This is a genomic window from Streptomyces platensis, assembly GCF_008704855.1.
Classification (GTDB): domain Bacteria; phylum Actinomycetota; class Actinomycetes; order Streptomycetales; family Streptomycetaceae; genus Streptomyces; species Streptomyces platensis.
In genome coordinates, this window is record NZ_CP023691.1 from 2,668,065 (window position 1) to 2,689,774 (window position 21,710).

Genomic DNA, 21,710 nt, shown 5'->3' on the forward strand with positions numbered 1-21,710 from the left:
CGCTCCCGGCGCGCCGTGCGCGGTGCCACCCCGGGTGCGGGCGCCTGGCGCGGTCTTCGCCCGCCCGCCGCACGCTCTACGCTTTCCCGGGGCCGCACCCCCGCCCGTACCGCCGTGAAGGAGAACCACCGTGCTCGTGCTGTTGCCGCCGTCCGAAGGGAAGGCCTCCGCGGAGGCCGGGGCGCCGCTGGACACCGGGGCGCTGTCGCTGCCGGGGCTGACCGCGGCGCGCGAGACGGTGCTGACGGAGCTCGTCGAGCTGTGCGCGGCGGACGAGACCAAGGCCCAGGAGGTGCTCGGGCTCAGCGACGGCCTCAAGGGCGAGATCGCCAAGAACGCGGGGCTGCGGACGGCGGGGACCCGGCCGGCCGGGGAGATCTACACCGGGGTGCTCTATGACGCGCTCGGTCTCGCCTCGCTGGACGCGGCGGCGCGGAAGCGGGCCGAGCAGTCACTGCTGGTGTTCTCGGGTCTGTGGGGCGCGGTACGGATCGGCGACCGGATTCCGTCGTACCGCTGCTCGATGGGCGTGAAGCTGCCGGGCCTCGGTGCGCTGGGCGCGTACTGGCGGGCGCCGATGGCCGAGGTGCTGCCGGCGGCCGCCGGGGAGGGGCTGGTGCTCGACCTGCGGTCCGCGGCGTATGCGACGGCCTGGAAGCCCAAGGGCGAGGTGGCCGGGCGGACCGCGACCGTGCGGGTGCTCCAGTCGAAGATCGTGGCCGGTGTGGAGAAGCGGACGGTGGTCAGCCACTTCAACAAGGCGACGAAGGGGCGGCTGGTACGGGATCTGCTGTCGGCGGGGCTCGATCCGGCGGATCCGACGGAACTGGTGGCGGCGCTGCGCGAGCTGGGTTACGCGGTGGAGGCCGAGGCCCCCGCGAAGGGCGGCAAGGCGTGGGCCGTGGATGTGATCGTCACCGAGCTGTAGGCGGGGAGGGCGGGGGTATTCCCGCAGCCCACGCCCGCATCCGTTGCAGCATGCGCAACACTCGTTGCGGAGCGTGGGCAACCGGGCGCACCATGAGCGACGTGACCAGCGCCGCCTCCTCCCCCGCGCCCGCCGGCCCCTCCGTTCTCGGGCTCGCCCCCGTCATCCCGGTCGTCGTGCTGCACGATGCCGCCGACGCCGTACCGCTCGCCCGTGCGCTCGTCGCCGGCGGGCTGCCCGCGATCGAGGTGACGCTGCGGACGCCCGCGGCGCTCGACGGGATCCGGGCCGTCGCCGAGGAGGTGCCCGAAGCGGTGATCGGCGCGGGCACCCTGCTCTCCCCCGGGCAGGTGGAGTCCGCTCTGGTGGCCGGCGCCCGCTTTCTGGTGAGCCCCGGCTGGTCGCCGCGGCTGCTGGGCGCGATGAAGGACTCCGGGGTGCCGTTCCTGCCGGGTGTCTCGACGGTCTCGGAGGTGGTGACGCTGCTGGACGAGGGCGTCACCGAGATGAAGTTCTTCCCGGCGGAGGCGGCGGGCGGCACGCCGTATCTGCACTCACTGGCCTCGCCCCTCCCCCGGGCGCGCTTCTGCCCGACCGGCGGGATCGGCCGGGAGTCGGCGCCGTCCTATCTGGCGCTGCCCAACGTCGGCTGTGTCGGCGGCACCTGGATGCTGCCGGCCGACGCGCTGGCCGCGAAGGACTGGGGCCGGGTGCGCCAACTCGCCCAGGAGGCGGCGGCGTTGGCGGCCTGACGGCGGTGCGTACGGGCACGGGCCCGGCACCCCGGTCGTCCGGGGTGCCGGGCCCGTGCGCGTACGGCGGGTATCCGGCGGCCTACGGGGACGCCCCCGCTACCGCAGATGGGAGGTGTCGTTCAGCAGCCGCACCGAGGCGTTGCCGTCGGAGAAGTACGCGACCGCGGAGAGCGATGCCGCGGAGAGCTCCATCCGGAACAGCGACTCCGGCGGGGCGCCCAGCGCCAGCCGGACCAGCGTCTTGACCGGTGTCACATGCGTGACCAGCAGCACCGTCTTGCCCGCGTACCGGGCCAGGAGCTTGTCGCGGGCGACGGCGACCCGGCGGGCGACCGTCGCGAAGGACTCGCCGCCTCCGGTGGGCGCCACCCTGGCGGAGCCGAGCCAGGCGTCGAGGTCCTCGGGGAAGCGCTCGCGCACCTCGGCGAAGGTCAGCCCCTCCCAGGCCCCGAAGTCGGTCTCGCGCAGGCCCTCCTCGATACGGACCTCCAGGCCGAGCCGGGCCGCGACCGCCTGGGCGGTCTCCCGGCAGCGCCGCAGCGGTGAGCTGACGACGGCCTGGACCGAGCCCCGGGCGGCGAGCGCGGTGGCGGTCGCCTCGGCCTGCCGGCGTCCGGCGGCGGAGAGCTCGGGGTCGGTGCCGCCGCTGCCGGAGAACCGCTTCTCGGGCGTCAGCGCGGTCTCGCCGTGCCGCAGCAGGACGAAGGTCGCGGGCGGACCGAGATCGGGGGCGCCCCAGCCGGCCGCCGGGGCACTCGGGGCCGCGTCCGCCGCCTCCGCCGACTCGGCGGCCTCGTCGGCGGCGCGGGCGGCGGCGCTACGGGCGGGCGCGGCGGTGGCGGCGAGGGCCGCCTTGGAGTTGCCCGGCTCCCACTGCTTGCCGATCTTGCCGGCGTCCATCGCCTCGTTGGCGAGCCGGTCGGCGTGCTTGTTCTGCGCGCGGGGGATCCACTCGTACGTCACCTGGCCGGGCGGGAAGACCGACCTGGCCTCGGCGGCCAGCGGCTTCATGTCCGGGTGCTTGATCTGCCAGCGCCCGGACATCTGCTCGACGACGAGTTTGGAGTCCATCCGCACCTGGACGCACGCCCGCGGGTCGAGGGCGTGCGCCGCCCGCAGACCGGCCACCAGTCCCTTGTACTCGGCGACGTTGTTGGTCGCGGTGCCGATGAACTCGGCGGCCTCGGCCAGCGCCTCGCCGGTCTCCGGGTCGAGGACGACCGCGCCGTAGCCGGCCGGCCCCGGGTTGCCCCGGGAGCCGCCGTCCGCCTCGACGATCAGCGTGCGTGCCACGGCCTACAGACCCGAGTCGGGCGTGCGGACGAGGATGCGGGTGCAGTTCTCGCAGCGCAGGACGGCGTCGGCGGCGGCCGCGCGCACATCGTTGACCTCGGTGATGTTCAGCTCCAGGCGGCAGCCCTCGCAGCGGCGCTGGTAGAGGCGGGCCGCGCCGACGCCGCCCTCCTTGGTGCGGATCTTGTCGTAGAGCTTGAGCAGATCGGCCGGGATGTCGGCGACGGTCAGCTCGCGCTCCTTGGAGACCGTCGCGCGCTCGGCGTCGATCTCGGAGTAGGCAGCGTCCCGGCGGGTGGCGGCGTCGTCGACCTTGGCCTGGATGGCCTCGACCCGGGCGGTGAGCTCGGTGACCCGCTCCTGGGCGGCCTCCCGGCGCTCCATGACCTCCAGGACGACGTCCTCCAGGTCGCCCTGGCGCTTGGCCAGCGAGGCCAGTTCGCGCTGGAGGCTCTCCAGGTCCTTGGGGGAGGTGACGGCCCCGGAGTCCAGGCGCTTCTGGTCGCGGGCGGCGCGCTGGCGCACCTGGTCCACGTCCTGCTCGGCCTTGGTCTGCTCGCGGCTGGTGTCGCTCTCCTCGGTCTGCGCGGCGACGAGCAGGTCGCGCTGCTGGATGAGGTCGGCCTCCAGGGTCTGCAGCTCGGCCAGCTCGGGAAGGTTGTTGCGCCGGTGGGCGAGCTGGGTGAGCCTCACGTCCAGGGCCTGGACGTCGAGGAGGCGGATCTGGTCGGCGGGCGCGGCGTTCAGCGTGGGGCTCCTGTGGTGTGCGTCGGGGTGACGAGTCGGGTGGACGCCGCGTGGGCGGTCCAGGGGTCGGTGACCGTACGGGAGACATGCGTGCGCAGGCCCCAGTCGTGCCGGTCGGAGACCGCGTCGAGCTGGGCCGCGGCCTGCTCGCACCACGGCCATTCGGTGGCCCAGTGGGCGGCGTCGAGCAGCGCCAGCGGGCTCTTCTGGGTGGCCTCGGAGGCCGGGTGGTGACGCAGGTCGGCGGTGAGGAACGCATCCACACCGGCCGCCCGTACGTCATCGAAGAGGCTGTCGCCGGAGCCGCCGGAGACGGCGAGGGTCCGGATCTCGCGGTCCGGGTCGCCGGCCGCCCGGATGCCCTGCGCGGTGGCGGGCAGCCGCTCGGCGGCGTGGGCGGCGAGCTCGGCCAGCGTCATCGGATGCGGCAGCTCGCAGATCCGGCCGAGGCCGCGGCGGCCCGCCGGATCGCTCGGGTCCGGGACGAGGGGCCCGGCGATGCGCAGGTCCAGGGCGCCGGCCAGGGCGTCGGAGACACCGGGGTCGGCGGTGTCGGCGTTGGTGTGCGCGACGTGCAGGGCGATGTCGTGCTTGATGAGGGTGTGCACGACCTTGCCCTTGAAGGTCGAGGCTGCCACCGTCGTCGTCCCGCGCAGATAGAGCGGGTGGTGGGTGACGAGGAGGTCGGCGCCGAGCGTCACCGCCTCGTCGACGATCTCCTGGACCGGGTCGACGGCGAACAGCACACGGCTGACCTCCGCGCCGGGGTCTCCGCAGACCGTGCCGACGGCGTCCCACCCTTCGGCCCGCTCGGGGGGCCAGAGGGCGTCGAGCGCGGTGAGGACTTCAGACAGTACGGGCACGGATGGAAGGTTACCTCCCGGCCGTGACATGGCGTCCGGTCCTCCACCCCTGTTCCCCCACCACCTTCCCCCTTAGGGGAACGAGGGAACGCACGGCCCGCGCCCGCCCGCACCGGCCCGGGGCGGGAACCCGGAGCACAACCGCGCCGCCCGGTACCGGCGAACCGGACAACTGCCACCCTTATGCGTGAAGTACCACAACTTGCAGCGTTCGGCCGCGAGTACGAAAACTAGCTTCGGTTGCCGACTGGAGGTGACCACTCGATGACGATCTGTGCCACTGAGGACACCATGGCGCCGGCCGGCCCGCTCGCCGGGCGCCTGACGATCGCCGCCGACGGCTCGTACGCCGCCCGGCTCGCCCGGCACGACGACGCCGCAGGAAGCTGGTTTCCGGAGCGCTGGACGCTGAGCGGCCCCGAGCCGTACGCCGTGCCGCTACAGGGCACCCAGCCCGAGGAGCCGGACAGCGCCCTGCTGCCGCTCACGGACGGGCGGGTGCTGATCCTGCGCCGGGTCGCCGACCGCTTCGCCGCCTGGCTGCTCTACCCGGCGGGCCCCGGAACCGGCGAACTCCTGCTGGGCGCCGTGGCGGCCCCCCGGCTGACCCTGCTGCCGCCCGCCCCCGGCGGGACCCTCGCGTACGCCCTCGCGCCCGAGGCGGACCACACCACGCTGTGGCTGGTGCACGGCGGGGCGAACGGGCCGGAGCCGGTCACCCGCATCCCGGGACGCTGCACGGGCGGCGTGTGGCTGGACCGCAGCGGCCGACTGCTCGCGCTGGACCGGGAGTTGGACGGCCGGACCAAAACAGTGGTGGTCGATCTGGAACGGGGCGGCGAAACCGGTCCGCTGCTCCAGATCACCGAGGAGAGCAACGACCGGCTGCTGCTGGCCGATCCGGACAGCGGGCTGCTGCTCGTGCACTCGGACGCGCCGGGGCACGGCCGGCTGGGCTGGGGCGTACTGGGCAGCAGCCTGCCGGTGCGCTTCCCGGAGTGCCTGCGGCCCGCGAACGGGACGGCCACACCGTTCGCGGTGCAACCGGGCCAGATGCTGGCGCCGGAGAGCTGCGCGGTGGCGTTCCGGATGGCCGGACCGAACGGCACCTGGCTGGGCGTCTGGCGGCCCTCGGGACGGCAGTTGCGGCAGTACCCGGCACCGGAGGGCTGGCTGCCGGGGACCGGCCTGTGGACGGCGGACGGCGACCTGCTGCTGCCGTACGCGACGGAGGCGGAGCCGTGCGGGGTGGCGCGGTTGGCCTTGGGGGCGGAGCAGGTGCGGGCGGTCGAGCCGGTACGGCCCGGGGAGGCGGGGCGGCCCATGGGGCCTATGGGGCCGGTGCGGCAGGTGGCGCCGACATGGACGGCGGGGCCGAGGGGGAGGGCACGGCCGGCACCTGAGGGACCTGTGGCGCCCGTCGCACCGCCGGCGGAACCGTCGCGCCCGGCGGAGCCCGCCGCAGCGGAGGAGGCAGTCAAGCCGGAGGGCGCCGTGCAGCCCGACGAGGCATCGCCCTCCGGGACCGGCGCCCGGGAGGGCGCCCCGAATGGCGCGGAGATTGTCCCGGATGCGGCGGATGCCGACAACCGCTCCACAGCATCTGCACAACCTCAGGCCACGGACGCGGAACCGGCGCACCTCCCCGGACATCCCCAAACATGCAGGCCAGTTCCCTTGCAAGAGGCACCTCTGGCGGCCCGCCAGACCCGGTGGAGCGTGATTTCCGGCCCCGTTAGAATTTCGGGCGGGGGCTGCGCAGCCGGTTGACCGGCCACCGGCAGTGCCGCTCGGGAGCAGCCGTGGCGGTCGTCGGGCGAGGTCCCGACGCGTACAGCTGTAAGCGAACTGACGGAGTGACCCTTTTCATGTCCGAAGCCCGAACCGACACGACCCAGGCGCGCCCGCAGGAGGCATCCGCCCAGGCCGCCGAGGCCGCAAGCTCCGGCAGGCACCGTGGCCCGGCCGCCGCGGAGGAATCCGGCGCCACCCCTCATGGCCGGCACCGCCGGGACAGGCAGACGCAGGACGCGTAGCGCCGGTCCGGCCCGCCCGGACCGGCGGACCGCACCACGGCCGTGACCGCCGCACCGCTGAACAGCGGGCGGTGGTCACGGCCGTGGTGCGTTCTCCGTCGTGTTCAGCCGCGTTTGAGACCCAGTACCTCGGCCGCCGCGAAGGTCTCGTCCGGCGGGCGCTGTGCGTAATACGGCGTCAGCAGGTCATCGAGCTCCGCATAGCTGAAGACGTCCTTCGCGGTGTCGAACTTGGCGGCGATCCGCGGGCGTTCGGCGATGGCGACCATGCCGCCGTGGACGACCAGCAGCTGGCCGTTGACCCGGGCCGCGGCCGGTGAGGCGAGATAGCCGACGAGCGGTGCGACATGTTCGGGCGCGAGCGGGTCCAGGGTGCCGTCCTCGGGCTCCTGGAAGCCGGCGAAGACGTCCTCCGTCATACGGGTGCGGGCGCGCGGGCAGATCGCGTTGGCGGTCACACCGTATTTGCCGAGCGCCAGCGCCGTGGAGGTCGTCAGGCCGACGATGCCGCCCTTGGCCGCGGCGTAGTTGGGCTGGCCCGCCGAGCCCGCGAGGAACGCCTCGGAGGAGGTGTTGACGATCCGGCCGTGCACCGGGCCGCCGGCTGCTTTGGCGCGCTCGCGCCAGTGGACCGCGGCGAAGTGGGTGGTGTTGAAGTGGCCCTTGAGGTGCACGCGGATCACCGTGTCCCACTCGTCCTCGGTCATCGAGAACACCATCCGGTCGCGCAGAATGCCCGCGTTGTTGACCAGGATGTCGAGCTGCCCGTAGGTCTCGACCGCCAGCCGTACCAGTGCACGGGCCTGGGCGTGGTCGGCGACATCACCGAGGTGGGCGACGGCGGTGCCGCCCGCCGCGCGGATCTCGGCGACGACGTCCTCGGCGGGCGCCGAGGAGGCCTCTCCGGATCCGTCGCGGCCCGGCTGCCCGTAGTCGTTGACCACGACGTGGGCGCCGAGACGGGCGAGTTCGAGGGCCTCGGCGCGGCCCAGACCGCGCCCGGCACCGGTGACGATCGCGGTCAGGCCCTCCAGTGGCTGTGCCATTCCTGTCCTCTCCAGTGGTCGCGGCACGCGGTGCGGTGCGGTGCGCTGCGAGGGGTGAACGGTGGGCGTCAGAGCTCTATGCAGGTGCGCAGCGCGGTGCCGGAGCGCATCTGGTCGAGCGCGTCATTGATCTCGGCGAGCTGGACGCGATGGGTGATCAGGCCTTCCAGGTCGATCCGGCCGGCCCGCCACAGGGCGATGGTCCGCTCGTAGGAGCGCAGCACATCCGCGCCGCCGTACAGGGACGGCAGGATCCGCTTCTCGTCGAAGAACAGCTCGAACATATTGACCTGGAAGGTGTCGTCCATGGCGCCCGCGCCGACCACGCACAGGGTGCCGCCGCGCCGGGTCATCTCGTAGGCGGTACGGGCGGTGGCGGACTTGCCGACCACCTCGAAGACGTAGTCGAAGCCCTCGCCCGCGGTGATCCGGGCCTTGGCGTCGGCGAACTCCTCCGGGGCGACGGCCTCGGTCGCGCCGAAGCGCAGCGCGGCCTCCCGGCGGGCGGGCACCGGGTCGACGGCGATGATCTGGGCCGCGCCGCAGGCCTTCGCCCCCTGGATGACGGAGATGCCGACCCCGCCGCAGCCGATCACCGCGACCGAGGAAGCGGCCTCCACCTCGGCCGTGTTGAGGGCGGCACCGAGCCCGGTGGTGACGCCGCAGCCGATCAGCGCGGCGATCTCGTACGGGACGTCGTCCGGGATCGGGACCGCACAGTTGGCGGCGACCACGACCTCCTCGGCAAAGGTGCCGGTGCCGGCGAAGCCGAAGACATCCCCGCCGGGGCGCCGGAAGTTGGGCGTCCCGGCGTTCATGAACCCGGCCAGGCACAGATGGGTCTGGCCGCGCCGGCAGGACGGACAGCTGCCGCAGGCGGGCAGCCAGCACATCAGGACGCGGTCCCCCTGGGTGAGTCCGGTGACGCCGTCGCCCACGTCGAGGATCTCGCCGGCGCCCTCGTGACCGGGGACGAAGGGCGCGGGCTGCGGCAGCACCCCGTTCATCGCCGAGAGGTCGGAGTGGCACAGCCCGGTCGCCCGGATGCGGATCCTGACCTTGCCGGGGCCGAAACCCACCGCCTCGATGTCGTCGAGGACTTCGAGCTTGTCCTGCCCTGTCTCGTGCTGTACGGCTGCGCGCATGTCACGGCTCCTCTCGTACGGACGGCCGGTCCGGGCCCGGTCCGGACCGGCTGGGGCGTGCCTGACGGATCAGCTGTGCTCCACCACGGTGTCGGCCAGCACCGGCGCCTCGTCCCGGTCGGCCGCGGTGACCGACACCAGGACCCGGCCGGGCTCCTGCCACAAACGGAGGCGCAGCGTCTCCCCGGGGAAGACCACACCGGCGAAGCGGGTCGTGTAGGACCGCACCCGGGCGACCTCGCCGCCGAGCACCGTGTCGACGACGGCCTTGAGCGTGACCCCGTAGGTGCACAGCCCGTGCAGGATCGGCCGGTCGAAGCCGGCGAGCTTGGCGAACTCGGGGTCGGCGTGCAGCGGATTCCAGTCACCGGAGAGGCGGTAGAGCAGCGCCTGGTCCGGGCGGATGACGCGTTCGGTGCTCAGATCGGGGGCGCGGTCGGGGAGTTCGAGGCGGGCGGAGGGGCCGCGTTCGCCGCCGAAGCCGCCCTCGCCGCGGACGAAGATCTGGGTGTCGCAGGTCCACAGGGGACCTTCGTCGTCGGCCACTTCGGAGCGCAGCACGATGACGGCGGCCTTGCCCTTGTCGTACACGGCGGGGACGGTCGAGGTCTGGGTGGCCCGGCCGCCCACCGGGAGGGCGCGGTGCACGGTGACGGTCTGGCCGCCGTGCAGAACCGCGGCGAGGTCCACGTCGATGCCGGGTGCGGAGAGCCCGCCGGCGAGCGCCATACCACCGCCGGCGACGGTGGCGAAGCTGGGCAGGACGTGCAGCGCGCTCTCCAGGGTGTAGCGCAGTTCGTCCGGGTCGGTGGCGGGGTGCGCTTTCTCCGGAGTGGCCGCGCCTGCGCCGATGCCGAGGTGGTAGAGCTGGACGTCCTTGTGGTCCCAGGCGAGTTCGGTGGTCCGCGGCTCGGCGGAGGTGGCCTTGGCGGCGTCGATGGGCATGGGGCTGCTTGCTCCTTCACCACGAGGGGAAGACCCCGGCCCGGCCGTCCGCACCGTCGACCGCGCCGGGGTCGCATCTGGTCGGCACGGCCGCGCTCCGACAGCGCACAGGGCACACTTCTAGAACGCGTTCTAGCCGATGGTCCTCATGTATAGCCGATCCGTCCGGCACCCGGAAGCCCTCTGACGGATTGTCAGAAATGGGTCCCGCGAACGGCGGAGAACCTCCCCGGCCACGGGCTTCCGCCGGGCGTCGCGCACACCCCTCACGCCGGCCCACGCCGCCCGGACCGGTACGCACGACGTACCGTCCCCTCACTTTCGTCGCGCCGGCCCCTACCTTCGATTCGCCGGTCCCCACCTTCGCTGCGCGGAACCGTGACATTTGTCAGGGGAGATCATCCACATTCGCCTCTAACGCCAGCCGATCACGCTCCGTAATGTCGAAGGCAAGCAGACGAGAGGCGGGGAGAGCATGGCAGGGACGACAAGGCCCGGCAGCACGGCGGAGAGGGCGCGCGGCACCGCGGCGGTGGGATTCTCCGGGGTGACCCGGAGTTATGGCGCGGTGCGGGCCGTGGACGGACTGGACCTGGAGATCGCGGCGGGCGGGACGGTGGCACTGCTGGGGCGCAACGGCGCGGGCAAGTCCACCACCCTCAATATGCTGCTGGGGCTGCTGCCGCCCAGCACGGGGACGGTCCGGCTGTTCGGCGGCACACCGGAGTCGGCGGTGCTCGCGGGCCGGGTGGGCGCCATGCTCCAGGACGGCAAGGCCATCCCGCGGGTCACGGTCCGCGAACTGATCACCTTCGTCGCCGCCACCTACCCGCACCCCATGGACGTCACCGAGGCCCTGGAGCTGGCGGGCCTCGACGAGTTCGGCGGGCGGCGGGTGGACCGGCTGTCCGGCGGGCAGGCCCAGCGGGTCCGCTTCGCGGTGGCGCTGGCCGGCAACCCCGAGCTGCTGGTGCTCGACGAGCCGACCGCGGCACTGGACGTGGAGGCGCGCCGCGCCTTCTGGCGCTCGATGCGCGCCTATGCCCGCCGCGGCCACACCGTGCTGTTCTCCACCCACTATCTGGAGGAGGCCGACGAGCACGCCGACCGGATCGTGGTGATCGACCGCGGCCGGGTGGTCGCCGACGGCAGCGGCGACGCCATAAAGCGGCGGGCCGGCGGCGCACAGGTCTCCTTCGACCTCGCGGGCGCCGCCACCGGGCCGCTGTCCGGGCTGCCCGGCGTGAGCGCCGTGGAGGTGCGCGGCGACCGCGCGCGGCTGCGGACGGCGGACTCCGACGCCACGGTCCTGGCGCTCGCCGGGCTCGGGCTCGTCCGCGGACTACAGGTCAGCCCCGCCAGCCTGGAGGACGCGTTCCTCGCGCTCACCTCCGCCGAAACCACCCCCGGCGCCCCGGCACACACCGCCGGCGCCCGGCCCGTGAAGGAGAGCGCGTGATGCTCGACTACGTCCGTCTCGAAGTCCGCCGCACCCTCCGTGACCGGGGCTTTGTCATCTTCGGTATCGGGATGCCGGTGCTGATGTATGTGCTGATGACCAATATCGGCGTGGGTCCGGGCGGCGCCGACCCGGAGTGGAAGATCGCTTCGATGGTCGGCATGGCCGCGTACGGCGCGCTGGGTTCGGCGGTCGGCACGGGCACCGGCGTCGCCGAGGACAAGCAGCTGGGCTGGCTGCGCCAGCTGCGCATCACCCCGCTGAGCCCCCTCCGGGTGGTGGTGGGCCGCGGGCTGACCGGCTCGGTGACGGTGCTGCCGGCCCTCACCGCCGTACTGCTGGTGGGTGCCCTGGTCAATGGCGTCCGGATGCCGGCCTGGCAGTGGGCCGCGCTGGCCGGGCTGCTGTGGATCGGCACCATGCCCTTCACGCTGCTCGGCCTGGGCAACGGCTACCGCTTGTCCGCGCAGTCCACCGGCGTGGTCAACACGGGCTGTGTGCTGCTGCTGTCGATCATCGGCGGTCTGTGGTTCCCGCCCGTGTTGTTCCCCGACTGGCTCCGCTCGCTGTCCGGGTGGACGCCCGGCAACCGCTTCGCGGAGCTCGGCCGGAGCGTCACCCACGGCAGCGCACCGGACCTGGCCTCAGTAGCGGTACTGGCCTTCTGGCTGGCACTCTTCGGCGGATACGCGGTGTACGCGTACCGTCGGGCCGCACGCACGGTGTGACCGGCGATGGCGCAGACCTGGGAAGCGACAGTGCAGCACACGGAACAACGGACCGCGGGCGAGAAGAACCCCGGCGGCGCGGACGGCAGCGAGTCATGCCGTCCCGGGCGGCGGGGCCGGCAGCCGGGCCAGGGGCCGGGCAAGTACGCCTTCCTGCCCTGGCTGCTGATGGGCCTGGGCGCCTTCTCCAACGTCATCCAGGGGAAGTCGGGCAACCCCTGGCTGGCCGGTCTCGGGCTGCTCGCCTTCAACTCCCTCTACATCAGCGTGATCTGGGCGTCCTTCAACCCGCGGCTGCGGGACTCCCGCCGCCCCGTGTACGCCCTGGGGATGCTGACCGCCGTCACCTTCGCCGTCGCGATCGGGTTCGGCGGCAACTGGTTCCTGTTCTTCCCGCTGCTGTCGCTGGCCTCCGGCACGGTCCGTGCGCTGCGCGGCAAGAAGCTCGCGCTCTGGCTGATCACGCTCAGCGGCGCGGCGGGCTATCTGACCGGCTGGCACGACGACGACCCGTGGGGCGCGTTCGGCATCGGCTACGGCACCTTCCTGTCCGGCATGGTGACGGCCACGGTCCTCAGCCTGTTCGACACCATCCAGGAGCTGAACACCACCCGCCAGGAACTGGCCCGCAGCGCCGTCGAGAAGGAGCGGCTGCGCTTCTCCCGCGATCTGCACGACCTGCTGGGGCACACCCTGTCCGTAGTGGTCGTCAAGGCCGAGGCGGTCCGCCGGCTCGCCCCCCGCGATCTGGACGCGGCGCTCGCCCAGGCCACCGATATCGAGGCGGTCGGCCGGCAGGCACTGACCGAGATCCGCGAGGCCGTCAGCGGCTACCGCGAGGGCAGTCTGACCACCGAGCTGGACCGGGCCCGTTCCGCACTGGAGGCAGCCGGCATCGAGCCCGTCGTACGGCAGGCCGGGCCGCCGCTGCCCCCACAGGCCGGCGCCCTGCTGGGCTGGGTCGTCCGCGAGGGCGTCACCAACACCGTCCGGCACAGCGGCGCCACCCGCTGCGAGATCGCGGTCCACGCCGACCAGGAACGGGTACGGCTGACGATCACGGACGACGGCCGCGGCCCCCTGAGCTCCGGCGCTGCTGCGGCCCCCGGCCTGAGCTGGCTCCGCGACCTTGCCCCCGGCCGCGGCGGCGACGGGGGCGGGGAGAAGGGCGCCGGAGGGACGTTTGGCAGCCGGGGCGCGGAGGGCGGGAAGACGTACGGCGGCCGGGGCGCGGACGACGGCTGGGAGACGAACGGCGGCCGGGGCGCGGGCGACGGCCAGGAGACGGAGGTCGGCCGGGAAGCGTACGGCATACCCGGGACGGACGGCAGCGGCGGCGCGTCCCCCGCGGACGGCATCGGTGGCGACGGCGGCCCGGCGCTGCCCGGACGGTCGGGGACGGTGGGTGGTACCGGGCTGAAGGGGCTGGCCGAGCGCCTGGCCGCGGCCGGCGGCACACTGCACAGTGGCGCGGACGGCCGGCACGGCTTCCGGGTCACGGCCGAGCTCCCGGTCGGCACGGGCGACGGGGCGGATACGGAGGAGTGGACCAAGTGATCAAGGTCCTGCTGGCGGAGGACCAGGGAATGATGCGGGGCGCGCTCGCGCTGCTGCTCGACCTGGAAGCGGATATGCAGGTCGTGGCACAGGTCGCGGCGGGCGACCGGATCGTCGCCGCCGCCCTGGACGCCCGCCCCGATATCGCCCTCCTGGACATCGAACTGCCCGGCCGCAGCGGTCTGGACGCCGCGGCCGAGCTTCGCGAACAGCTGCCGGCCTGCAAGGTGCTGATCGTGACGACCTTCGGCCGCCCCGGCTATCTGCGCCGCGCCATGGAGGCCGGAGCGTCCGGTTTCCTGGTGAAGGACGGCCCGGTGGAGGAACTCGCGGCGGCGATCCGCCGGGTGCTGGCGGGCGAGCGGGTCATCGACCCCGGCCTCGCCGCGGCGGCCCTGAGCGCCGGCCCCAATCCGCTGACCCAGCGGGAGCGCGATGTCCTCACCGCCGCCGTGGACGGCGCCACGGTCGCCGATATCGCCGGCCGGCTCCACCTCTCCCAGGCCACCGTCCGCAACTACCTCTCCGCGGCCATCGGCAAAACCGGCACCCGCAACCGCATGGAAGCGGTACGGGCGGCACGGCAGAACGGCTGGTTGTAGGGGGCGGGCGCCCGGTCCCGTCCGGCTCGCGACGCCCGGCGCCTCCGGCTCGCGACGCCGGCCGCGCACGCGCACGCCCAGCGGAGGGAAGCGCCGGGTGGGCCGTTGACGGGTCTCAGCCGTGGGCGGCGTCCGCCCGGCGCTGCGGCAGCGCGACGACCATCAGCAGGATGCTGCCGAGCAGGACCACCGAGCCGACCTGGAAGGCCAGACCGTAGCCGTCCGCCAGGGCCTCGGGTCCGTCGCCCGCCTCGATCCGGGCCGCGGCGATCGTGGACAGGACCGACAGGCCCAGCGCGCCGCCCATTTGCCGGGAGGTGTTCATCAGGCCGGAGACCAGGCCCTGGTCGGCGGGGTCGGCCCCGGAGGTCGCGATGGAGGCGATCGGCGTCGCCGTCAGGCCCGCGCCCAGCGCCATCAGGATGCCGGGCCCGAGGATCGTGCCGAGGTAGGTGCCGTCGACGTCCATCGTGCCCTGCCAGACCATGCCGGACGCGGAGATCACCGCGCCGGCGATGGCCAGCGGCTTGGCACCCAGCCGGTTCATCAGCCGAGGCGCGATCTTGGAGCCCAGGACGATGGACAGCGAGTGCGGGATGAAGGAGAGCCCGGCCTCCAACGGCCGGTAGCCCAGCACGTTCTGCACATAGAGGGACAGGAAGTACCACATGGAGAACATCGCGGCGCCGGCCAGCATCATCGCCCCGTTCGCCGCAGAGACCGAGCGCACGCGGAAGAGGCCCAGCGGCATCAGCGGGGCCTTGGCACGTGCCTCGACGGCGAGGAAGACCGCGATCACGAGCAGCCCGGCGGCCAGCGGCAGCAGCGCGGACAGCGCCCCCCAGCCATCCGTCTCCGTCTGCACGATCCCGTAGGCCACCAGCCCGAGCCCGGCCGTCACCAGGAGCGCGCCGGGCACATCGAGCCGCCGGCCGGCCCCCTGCCGGCTCTCGGTGAGCCACAGCACCGCGCCGCCCAGCACCAGCGCCCCGATCGGCACATTGATCAGCAACACCCAGCGCCACGACAGGAATTCGGTGAGCGTCCCGCCCACCAGGCCGCCCACCGCGCCGCCGCCCGCGCCGACCGCCGTCCAGGTGGCGATGGCGCGGGTACGGGCCGGGCCGGCCGGGAACGAGGTGGTCAGAATGGTGAGGGTGGCCGGTGAGAGGACAGCCGCGCCGATGCCCTGCACCGTACGGGCCGCGATCAGCTGCCAGGGCTCCTGCGCCAGCCCGCCCCCGAGGCTCGCGACCGTGAACAGCGCCAGCCCCAGGACGAAGATCCGCTTACGGCCGAAGAGATCGGCGGCCCGGCCACCGAGCAGCATGAAGCCCGCGAAGGTGATGACGTAGGCGTTGACGATCCACTGGAGGCCGAGCTCGCTCAGGCCCAGACCGGTCCGCATGGCGGGCAGCGCCACATTCACGACGGAGACGTCCAGGATGACCAGGAACTGCCCGGAGCAGACCAGCAACATCACCAGCCAGGCCGGCGGGGCCGTCCTCCGGCGCGCGGTCTTGGGCAGGGCGGCGGAGGCGGCTATCGGCGGCATGCCGACCATGCTTGCATTCGTCGTATGAATCCCGCATCGGTATATCGGTGCATGAGCCACCTGACAGAAGACCTAGGCCGGAAGTCGCAGGGGGGCGGGGGGCTGGGGGCCGGGCTTTTCGGGGTGATGCCTTACGGGGCGAGGGGGGTGAGCCCCTAGGGGGCGAGAGGGCCCCCACTGGGCCAACTACCCACCAGCGGGGGCGAGTTAACGCGCGGTGCGGCGCCCCGCTCCCGGCCTCCTCACCTCCGCAGCACCGTCACCACCGCCGCACCGCCCAAGCCGATGTTGTGGGCCAGCCCCACCCGGGCGCCGGGGACCTGGCGGTCCCCCGCGGTGCCGCGGAGCTGCCAGACGAGTTCGGCGGCCTGGGCCAGGCCCGTCGCGCCCAGTGGGTGACCCTTGGAGATGAGGCCGCCGGAGGGATTGACCACCCAGCGGCCGCCGTAGGTCGTGGCGCCGTCGGCGACCAGCTTCCCCGACTCCCCGTCCGCGCACATACCCAGCGCCTCATAGGTCAGCAGCTCATTGACCGAGAAGCAGTCGTGCAGCTCGATGACGTCCACGTCCTCGATGCCGAGGCCGCCGGCCGCGTACACCTGGCGGGCCGCGGCCCGGGACATCGGCTTGCCGACGACATCGATGCAGGAGCCGGACGCGAAACTCTCCTCGGTGTCCGTCGTCATGGCCTGCGCGACGATCTCCACCGCCCGGCCGGCCAGGCCGTGCTCCCGCACGAACCGCTCGGAGACGATCACCGCAGCGGCCGCGCCGTCGGAGGTCGGTGAGCACTGCAACTTGGTCAGCGGCCGGTGGATGGTCTTGGCGGCGAGGATCTCCTCGACCGTGTAGACGTCCTGGAACTGGGCGTTCGGGTTGTGGGCGGAGTGGCGGTGGTTCTTGGCGCCGACGGCGGCGAGCTGTTCGGCGGTGGTGCCGTAGCGCTCCATGTGCTCACGGGCCGCGTTGCCGAAGATCTGCGCGGTGGGCGGGGTCATCTCGAAGCCGTGGGCGGCGGCCATCACTCCGTAGTGGCGGGCCACCGGCGAGGTGCTGAAGTCGCCGCCGTCCGCGCCGCCGCCCAGCGCGCCCCGCTTCATCTTCTCGAAGCCCAGGGCCAGGACGCAGTCGTTGAGGCCGGACTCGACGAACTGGCGGGCCATCATCAGCGCGGTCGAGCCGGTCGCGCAGTTGTTGTTGACGTTGTAGACGGGGATGCCGGTCAGCCCCAGTTCGTAGGCGGCGCGCTGGCCGGCCGTCGAGGCCTGGTAGCAGTAGCCCACCGGCAGCTGCTCGACCGCCTCGTAGCCGATCCCGGCGTCCGCGAGCGCCTTGCCGCCCGCCTCCTTCGCCATGTCCCAGTACTGCCACTCGCGGGTCTCGGGCTTCTCGAAGCGGGTCATCCCGACGCCGACGATGTACGCCTTGCCAGCCATACGTGTCCTCCTGGAGGTGGCCGAGTCCGGGGAGTCAGATCAGGGGGCGGGGCTCCGGGTCGCGGGGCAGGCCCAGCAGCCGCTCGGCGACGACATTGAGCTGCACCTGGGTGGTGCCGCCGGCGATGGTCAGACAGCGCGACATCAGAAAGCCGTGCAGCGCCCGTTCGCCGGCCCCCTCCCGCACCGCGCCGTCCGGGCCGAGCAGTTCCAGCGCCAGCTCGGCGACCTTCTGCTGGTGCGGGGTCTGCACCAGCTTGCGGATACTGGCACCGGCGCCCGGCTCCAGTCCCGACACCTGCTGGAGCGTGGTCCGCAGCCCGATACAGCCCAGCGCGTGCGCCTCGGCTGCCAGCGCACCCACCCGCGCCCGTACCGATCCGTCCAGTACGGCGGCGCGGTCCAGGAGCGCTTCCAGTCCGGTGTCGAAGGTCAACTGGTCGGCCATGTGGACGCGTTCGTTGTCCAGCGTGGTGCGGGCCACCTTCCAGCCGTTGTCGACCTCGCCGACCACCGCGTCGGGCGGCAGCAGCACGTCGTCGAAGTAGACCTCGTTGAAGAGCGAATCGCCGGTGATCTCCTTCAGCGGGCGGATGTCGATTCCCGGGGCCGCCATGTCGACGAGGAAGAAGGTCAGCCCCTTGTGCTTGGGCGCGTCCGGGTCGGTACGGGCCAGCAGGATGCCGTGGCTCGCCCATTGCGCGGCCGAGGTCCACACCTTCTGGCCGTTGATCCGCCAGCCGCCGTCCGCCGTCCGCTCGGCGCGGGTCCGCAGGGCGGCCAGGTCCGAACCGGCCTCGGGTTCGGAGAACAGCTGGCACCACAGCAGCTCGCCGCGCAGCGACGGCAGCAGATAGCGCTCCTGCTGCTCCGGGGTGCCGTGGGCGATCAGCGAGGGGACCACCCAGGTGGCGATGCCCAGGTCGCTGATCCGGAGCCCGGCGGCCGCCAGCTCCTGCTGGATCGCGAGCTGTTGTACGGGGCCGGCGCCCAGTCCGTAGGGCGCGGGGAGGTGCGGTGCGGCGTAGCCGGTGGGGGCCAGGGCGCGGCGTACGGCGGCGGGGTCGAGGCCGCGGACGCCGTCGAGGACCGTCCGTGCCTCGGTCCGGAACTCCGTGGCCTCGGCGGGGAGTTCCAGTCGCAGCGGACGCCGGGCGCCGTCGGCGGCGAGCCGGGCGGCCCGCAGCCGGTGGGTGTCGCCGCTGCCGAGCAGCTGGCGCGCCACGGTCGCCCGCCGCAGGTGGAGATGGGCATCGTGTTCCCAGGTGAAGCCGGTGCCGCCGAGGATCTGGATGCAGTCCTTGGCGCAGCTGACGGCGGCGTCCAGGGCGGTCGCGGTGGCCAGCGCCGCGACCAGTCCGCGGACCTCGGGCGGCTCGTGCAGGGCGCGGGCCGCGTCCCAGACCAGGGCGGCGGCCTGCTCGCAGCGTACGAGCATGTCGGCGCAGAGGTGTTTGACCGCCTGGAACTGGCCGATGGGGCGGCCGAACTGCTCGCGGACCGCGGCATGTTCAGCGGCGGTGCGCAGCGCCCATGAGGCCGTGCCGCAGCTCTCGGCGGCCCACAGCACCCCGGCCAGGTCGCTGACCAGGTCGCTGTCGACGGTGAGCCGCCGCTCGGCGGGCACCGGCACGCCGTGCGCACTCACCTCGGCGGTCGGCCGGGTCGGGTCGGCGCTTGCTTGGCCGCGTACGGTCAGCGCCCCGGCGTCGACCGCGAGCCAGATCGTCTCCCCGGCCCGTCGCCCGCCGTCGCGCTCCGCACCGTCCGCCCCATCCGCCTTATCCGCCTCGTCCGCGGCGCTCGCCGCCTCCCCGCTGCCTTCCGCTGCCGCTTCCCCGTCCGCGGCGACCTTCGCGGCCAGCACGAGGAGATCCGCGTCGGCGCCGGCCAGGACCGGGGGCGCGGTGCCGTCCAGGACATAGCCGCCGGGGGTTTCGACGGCGGTGAGTGAGCCCGGTCCGAGCGCGGCGGCGCCGATGCGTGCGCCGGTGGCGAGGGCCCGTACGAGGGTGGGGGCGCCGCCGCGGTGCAGGAGGGCGGCGGCGAGCGTGGTGGGCAGATAGGGGCCGGGGAACGCGGCGCGGCCCAGTTCCTCCAGTACGACGGCGAGGTCGAGCAGTTCACCGCCCCCGCCGCCGTCGGCCTCGGGGAGATGGAGCCCGAGCAGGCCCTGAGCGGCGAGCTGGTCCCAGTACGCAGGCCGCCCGGGGCGCGCGGGCGCGCTGTCGAGCAGCTTGCGCACCGCTTCGGGCGGCACGGCCCGCGCGGCCCAGCCGCCCGCCGCCTCGGCCAGGTCACGGTGTTCCGGTGTGATTCCGATGCCCATGCGGGGCAGGCTAGAACACGTTCCATTCTGACGGAAGGTCAGCTAGCAGGTTGGTTGGAAGGTCAGTTGAGGGGGCGGCCGGAAGACGGTCCGGGCCCCCGGGGCGACGCCCCCGCACGCCCCGCGCCCGGCAGCGACCGGCCGACGCAGGACGCGCGGGACCCGGCAGGGATTCCCCCGGGGGGACAGCTCGCATGCGCACCACAAACGACCCGGTGAATTCCGTCCCGAAAGTCATTTCCCACCCCCTCCCTCTCGCCCCTTCCTCGCCCCTCCCCCCAGCCGACTCCCCGCCCCCCCAATTCACCGCTTTCGGGCATCCCGGAAATCGGCGACGGGAAATCGGCGGGAACAGCCGGGGAACGGACCGGAACCCGGCAGGAACCGGCAGGAAGAGCCGGGGCGCCCGCTGCGGGAAATGCGAACCGCCGTTCCGATATCCGAATGTTCCGCACCGGGACACCCGCACTCCACCGGCGCCGCCCCGTACGGCACGATGAGCCCCTGACCGCACCACAGGAGGAAGCCCATGCCCGCTCCCACGGCTCCGACCGCTCCGCAGCCGGAGATACTCGCCGCTTTCGAGGCGGCGAAGGGCTTCATGCCCGTGGACGAGGGCCTCGCCCTGTATGCGGCGGCGGCCGAGGCGGCGGCCCTGGGGCTGCCGCTGGTGGAGGTCGGCACCTACTGCGGCCGGTCCACGATCCTGGTCGCCGACGCCGCGCGCGGCGCCGGGGTGCTCGCCGTCACCGTCGACCACCACCGGGGCAGCGAGGAGCAGCAGCCCGGGTGGGAGTACCACGATGCGACCGTCGTCGACCCGGAGGTCGGCCGGATGGACACGCTGCCCACCTTCCGCCGCACCCTGCACGCCGCGGGCCTGGAGGAGCATGTGCTCGCCCTGGTGGGCCGGTCGCCGCAGGCCGCGGCCGTCTGGCAGGCCCCGGTGGGTCTGGTCTTCATCGACGGCGGGCACACCGACGAGCACGCCACCGCCGACTACGAGGGCTGGGCGCCGCATCTCGCGCCCGGCGGGCTGCTGGTCATCCACGATGTCTTCGCGGACCCGGCGGACGGCGGCCAGGCCCCGTACCGCATCTACCGCAGGGCCCTGGAGTCCGGCGCGTTCACCGAGATCTCGGCCCATGGGTCGCTGCATGTCCTGCGGCGCACCGGGGCGGGCATCTGAGCGGGCTACGATCGCGGACGTGTCGAACGGCAGTTCTCTCCCCTCGCACCGCCGCCTGCGCGGCACCCTCCTCGTCGTGCTGGCCGCCGTAGTCGTCGCCGGCCTGGGCGGCTGGCTGGCCTGGCGCTCGTCGGGCCACGACGGGCCCGGAGCCGGGCAGCCCGCACCGGGCGGCCCGGCGGAGAGCGCCTCCGGCGGCGCGACCGGGTCCGGCGACGGCCCCACCCCCGGGAAGGGCTCCAAGGGCGACAGCCCGCGCGACAGCCTCAAGGGCAAGGTCGTGGTGCTCGACCCCGGCCACAATCCGCACAACAGCGAGCACGGCCGGGAGATCGCCCGGCAGGTGGACATCGGCAACGACCGCAAGGAGTGCGACACCACCGGCACCGCCACCAACGACGGATACGCCGAGGCGTCCTTCACCCTGGACCTCGCCCGGCGGGCCCGCACGCTCCTCCAGGAGCAGGGCGCCAAGGTCGTCCTCACCCAGAACGGCGACCGCCCCTACGGGCCGTGCGTCGACGAGCGCGCGGAGATCGGCAACACGGCGCACGCCGATGCCGCGCTGTCCCTGCACGCCGATGGCTCGGGCGCCGGCAATCGCGGCTTCCATGTCATCCTGCCCGCCCGCGTCACGGCGGGCCCGGCCGACACCACCAAGATCGTCGGGCCCTCGCGGCAGTTGGGCGAGCGGCTGGTCGGCCGGTTCCGCACGGTCACCGGAAGTGCGGCGTCGAATTACATCGGCGGCGGCAGCGGGCTCGACAAGCGCTCCGATCTCGGCGGCCTCAACCTCTCCACGGTGCCGAAGGTGTTCATCGAGTGCGGCAATATGCGCGACCCGAAGGACGCCGCGCAATTGACCGATGCGCGCTGGCGTCAAAAGGCGGCCCGTGGGATCACCGAGGGCATTACGGACTTCTTGACGCACTGACCGGACCGTCGAACCCGGCTCCGGAACCCCTCCGATACCGGATCCGGGACGGCGTACCGATAGCGCGCGGAAACGAACACGACGGGCCGCCGGATTCGGCGACCGGTTCCCCTTTACGATGGGTGGCCACCGCCGTGCCTCGCACTGCGCGCACCGCGACAGC

The 21,710-nt window shown here is 73.4% G+C and carries 19 protein-coding genes; 10 read left to right on the top strand and 9 right to left on the bottom strand.

Features of this window, described 5'->3' with window-relative positions:
* Positions 1–130: 130 nt before the first annotated feature.
* Both yaaA and eda read left to right on the top strand, forming a co-directional pair.
* Positions 131–928: a peroxide stress protein YaaA gene (gene yaaA, locus CP981_RS11615; protein ID WP_085926817.1), complete on the top strand. Its 798-nt coding sequence runs from the start codon at positions 131–133 to the stop codon at positions 926–928.
* Between the two features lie 92 nt (positions 929–1,020).
* Positions 1,021–1,680, top strand: coding sequence for a bifunctional 4-hydroxy-2-oxoglutarate aldolase/2-dehydro-3-deoxy-phosphogluconate aldolase (gene eda, locus CP981_RS11620; protein WP_167536084.1), 660 nt, complete (start codon positions 1,021–1,023; stop codon positions 1,678–1,680).
* 99 nt (positions 1,681–1,779) lie between these two features.
* Here eda and CP981_RS11625 read toward each other — a convergent pair whose 3' ends face one another.
* Genes CP981_RS11625 through CP981_RS11635 form a run of 3 tightly spaced genes read right to left on the bottom strand, consistent with a single transcriptional unit; the run spans position 1,780 to position 4,586 of the window.
* Entirely contained in the window at positions 1,780–2,976 is a 1,197-nt protein-coding gene (locus CP981_RS11625; RefSeq protein WP_085926816.1) for a bifunctional RNase H/acid phosphatase, read from the bottom strand.
* 3 nt (positions 2,977–2,979) lie between these two features.
* Entirely contained in the window at positions 2,980–3,723 is a 744-nt protein-coding gene (locus CP981_RS11630) for a zinc ribbon domain-containing protein (RefSeq protein ID WP_190842572.1), read from the bottom strand.
* On the bottom strand, positions 3,720–4,586 hold the full coding sequence (locus CP981_RS11635) for a Nif3-like dinuclear metal center hexameric protein (RefSeq protein WP_208852927.1): 867 nt from the start codon (positions 4,584–4,586) through the stop codon (positions 3,720–3,722). The genes CP981_RS11630 and CP981_RS11635 overlap by 4 nt, the downstream gene beginning before the upstream one ends.
* 264 nt (positions 4,587–4,850) lie before the next feature.
* On the opposite strand from CP981_RS11635, the gene CP981_RS11640 reads away from it, so the two are divergent.
* Positions 4,851–6,356, top strand: coding sequence for a hypothetical protein (locus CP981_RS11640; RefSeq protein ID WP_085926813.1), 1,506 nt, complete (start codon positions 4,851–4,853; stop codon positions 6,354–6,356).
* 98 nt (positions 6,357–6,454) lie between these two features.
* A complete protein-coding gene (locus tag CP981_RS37665) occupies positions 6,455–6,622 on the top strand; it encodes a hypothetical protein (protein WP_167536085.1) in 168 nt (55 codons plus the stop codon).
* Positions 6,623–6,726: 104 nt separating this feature from the next.
* Here CP981_RS37665 and CP981_RS11645 read toward each other — a convergent pair whose 3' ends face one another.
* From CP981_RS11645 to CP981_RS11655, 3 genes are all read right to left on the bottom strand, one after another.
* The gene (locus tag CP981_RS11645; RefSeq protein WP_085926812.1) at positions 6,727–7,668 is read right to left on the bottom strand and encodes a 3-oxoacyl-ACP reductase; all 942 of its coding nucleotides are present in this window, start codon (positions 7,666–7,668) and stop codon (positions 6,727–6,729) included.
* A 68-nt stretch (positions 7,669–7,736) separates the two neighbouring features.
* Positions 7,737–8,813, bottom strand: a complete 1,077-nt coding sequence (locus CP981_RS11650; RefSeq protein ID WP_085926811.1) for a Zn-dependent alcohol dehydrogenase — start codon at positions 8,811–8,813, stop codon at positions 7,737–7,739.
* A gap of 69 nt (positions 8,814–8,882) precedes the next feature.
* Positions 8,883–9,758 (bottom strand): MaoC/PaaZ C-terminal domain-containing protein, encoded by an 876-nt coding sequence (locus CP981_RS11655; protein ID WP_085926810.1) that lies wholly within the window; start codon positions 9,756–9,758, stop codon positions 8,883–8,885.
* 475 nt (positions 9,759–10,233) lie between these two features.
* Between CP981_RS11655 and CP981_RS11660 the strand changes: the two genes are divergently transcribed.
* The 4 genes from CP981_RS11660 to CP981_RS11675 are packed head-to-tail and all read left to right on the top strand — an operon-like array spanning position 10,234 to position 14,104.
* Positions 10,234–11,217 carry an ABC transporter ATP-binding protein gene (locus CP981_RS11660; RefSeq protein WP_244329621.1) on the top strand — a complete coding sequence of 328 codons (984 nt, stop codon included), beginning with the start codon at positions 10,234–10,236 and terminating at the stop codon, positions 11,215–11,217.
* The gene (locus CP981_RS11665) at positions 11,217–11,945 is read left to right on the top strand and encodes an ABC transporter permease (RefSeq protein ID WP_085926808.1); all 729 of its coding nucleotides are present in this window, start codon (positions 11,217–11,219) and stop codon (positions 11,943–11,945) included. Before CP981_RS11660 ends, CP981_RS11665 begins: the two co-directional genes overlap by 1 nt.
* A 6-nt stretch (positions 11,946–11,951) precedes the next feature.
* Complete coding sequence (locus CP981_RS11670; protein ID WP_085926807.1) at positions 11,952–13,502, top strand: sensor histidine kinase; 1,551 nt, start codon at positions 11,952–11,954, stop codon at positions 13,500–13,502.
* A complete protein-coding gene (locus CP981_RS11675; RefSeq protein WP_085926806.1) occupies positions 13,499–14,104 on the top strand; it encodes a response regulator transcription factor in 606 nt (201 codons plus the stop codon). The genes CP981_RS11670 and CP981_RS11675 overlap by 4 nt, the downstream gene beginning before the upstream one ends.
* A 115-nt stretch (positions 14,105–14,219) precedes the next feature.
* On the opposite strand, the gene CP981_RS11680 is transcribed toward CP981_RS11675, so the two are convergent.
* The 3 genes from CP981_RS11680 to CP981_RS11690 form a co-directional block, all read right to left on the bottom strand.
* On the bottom strand, positions 14,220–15,668 hold the full coding sequence (locus CP981_RS11680) for an MFS transporter (protein ID WP_085926805.1): 1,449 nt from the start codon (positions 15,666–15,668) through the stop codon (positions 14,220–14,222).
* A gap of 233 nt (positions 15,669–15,901) precedes the next feature.
* Positions 15,902–17,095 carry a lipid-transfer protein gene (locus CP981_RS11685; protein WP_085926804.1) on the bottom strand — a complete coding sequence of 398 codons (1,194 nt, stop codon included), beginning with the start codon at positions 17,093–17,095 and terminating at the stop codon, positions 15,902–15,904.
* Between the two features lie 34 nt (positions 17,096–17,129).
* The gene (locus CP981_RS11690; RefSeq protein ID WP_085926803.1) at positions 17,130–19,424 is read right to left on the bottom strand and encodes an acyl-CoA dehydrogenase family protein; all 2,295 of its coding nucleotides are present in this window, start codon (positions 19,422–19,424) and stop codon (positions 17,130–17,132) included.
* Between the two features lie 529 nt (positions 19,425–19,953).
* Between CP981_RS11690 and CP981_RS11695 the strand changes: the two genes are divergently transcribed.
* Positions 19,954–20,613, top strand: coding sequence for a class I SAM-dependent methyltransferase (locus tag CP981_RS11695; protein WP_085926802.1), 660 nt, complete (start codon positions 19,954–19,956; stop codon positions 20,611–20,613).
* Between the two features lie 19 nt (positions 20,614–20,632).
* A complete protein-coding gene (locus CP981_RS11700) occupies positions 20,633–21,547 on the top strand; it encodes an N-acetylmuramoyl-L-alanine amidase (protein WP_085926801.1) in 915 nt (304 codons plus the stop codon).
* Positions 21,548–21,710: the final 163 nt, after the last annotated feature.

Bases quoted from the DNA above. Each gene is read 5' to 3' on its own strand.
- CP981_RS11660 (WP_244329621.1), top strand. From the start codon at position 10,234: ATGGCAGGGACGACAAGGCCCGGCAGCACGGCGGAGAGGGCGCGCGGC.
- CP981_RS11685 (WP_085926804.1), bottom strand. From the start codon at position 17,095: ATGGCTGGCAAGGCGTACATCGTCGGCGTCGGGATGACCCGCTTCGAG.
- eda (WP_167536084.1), top strand. From the start codon at position 1,021: ATGAGCGACGTGACCAGCGCCGCCTCCTCCCCCGCGCCCGCCGGCCCC.
- CP981_RS11680 (WP_085926805.1), bottom strand. From the start codon at position 15,668: ATGGTCGGCATGCCGCCGATAGCCGCCTCCGCCGCCCTGCCCAAGACC.
- CP981_RS11655 (WP_085926810.1), bottom strand. From the start codon at position 9,758: ATGCCCATCGACGCCGCCAAGGCCACCTCCGCCGAGCCGCGGACCACC.
- CP981_RS11650 (WP_085926811.1), bottom strand. From the start codon at position 8,813: ATGCGCGCAGCCGTACAGCACGAGACAGGGCAGGACAAGCTCGAAGTC.
- CP981_RS11695 (WP_085926802.1), top strand. From the start codon at position 19,954: ATGCCCGCTCCCACGGCTCCGACCGCTCCGCAGCCGGAGATACTCGCC.
- CP981_RS11640 (WP_085926813.1), top strand. From the start codon at position 4,851: ATGACGATCTGTGCCACTGAGGACACCATGGCGCCGGCCGGCCCGCTC.
- CP981_RS11690 (WP_085926803.1), bottom strand. From the start codon at position 19,424: ATGGGCATCGGAATCACACCGGAACACCGTGACCTGGCCGAGGCGGCG.
- CP981_RS11670 (WP_085926807.1), top strand. From the start codon at position 11,952: ATGGCGCAGACCTGGGAAGCGACAGTGCAGCACACGGAACAACGGACC.
- CP981_RS37665 (WP_167536085.1), top strand. From the start codon at position 6,455: ATGTCCGAAGCCCGAACCGACACGACCCAGGCGCGCCCGCAGGAGGCA.
- CP981_RS11665 (WP_085926808.1), top strand. From the start codon at position 11,217: ATGCTCGACTACGTCCGTCTCGAAGTCCGCCGCACCCTCCGTGACCGG.
- CP981_RS11645 (WP_085926812.1), bottom strand. From the start codon at position 7,668: ATGGCACAGCCACTGGAGGGCCTGACCGCGATCGTCACCGGTGCCGGG.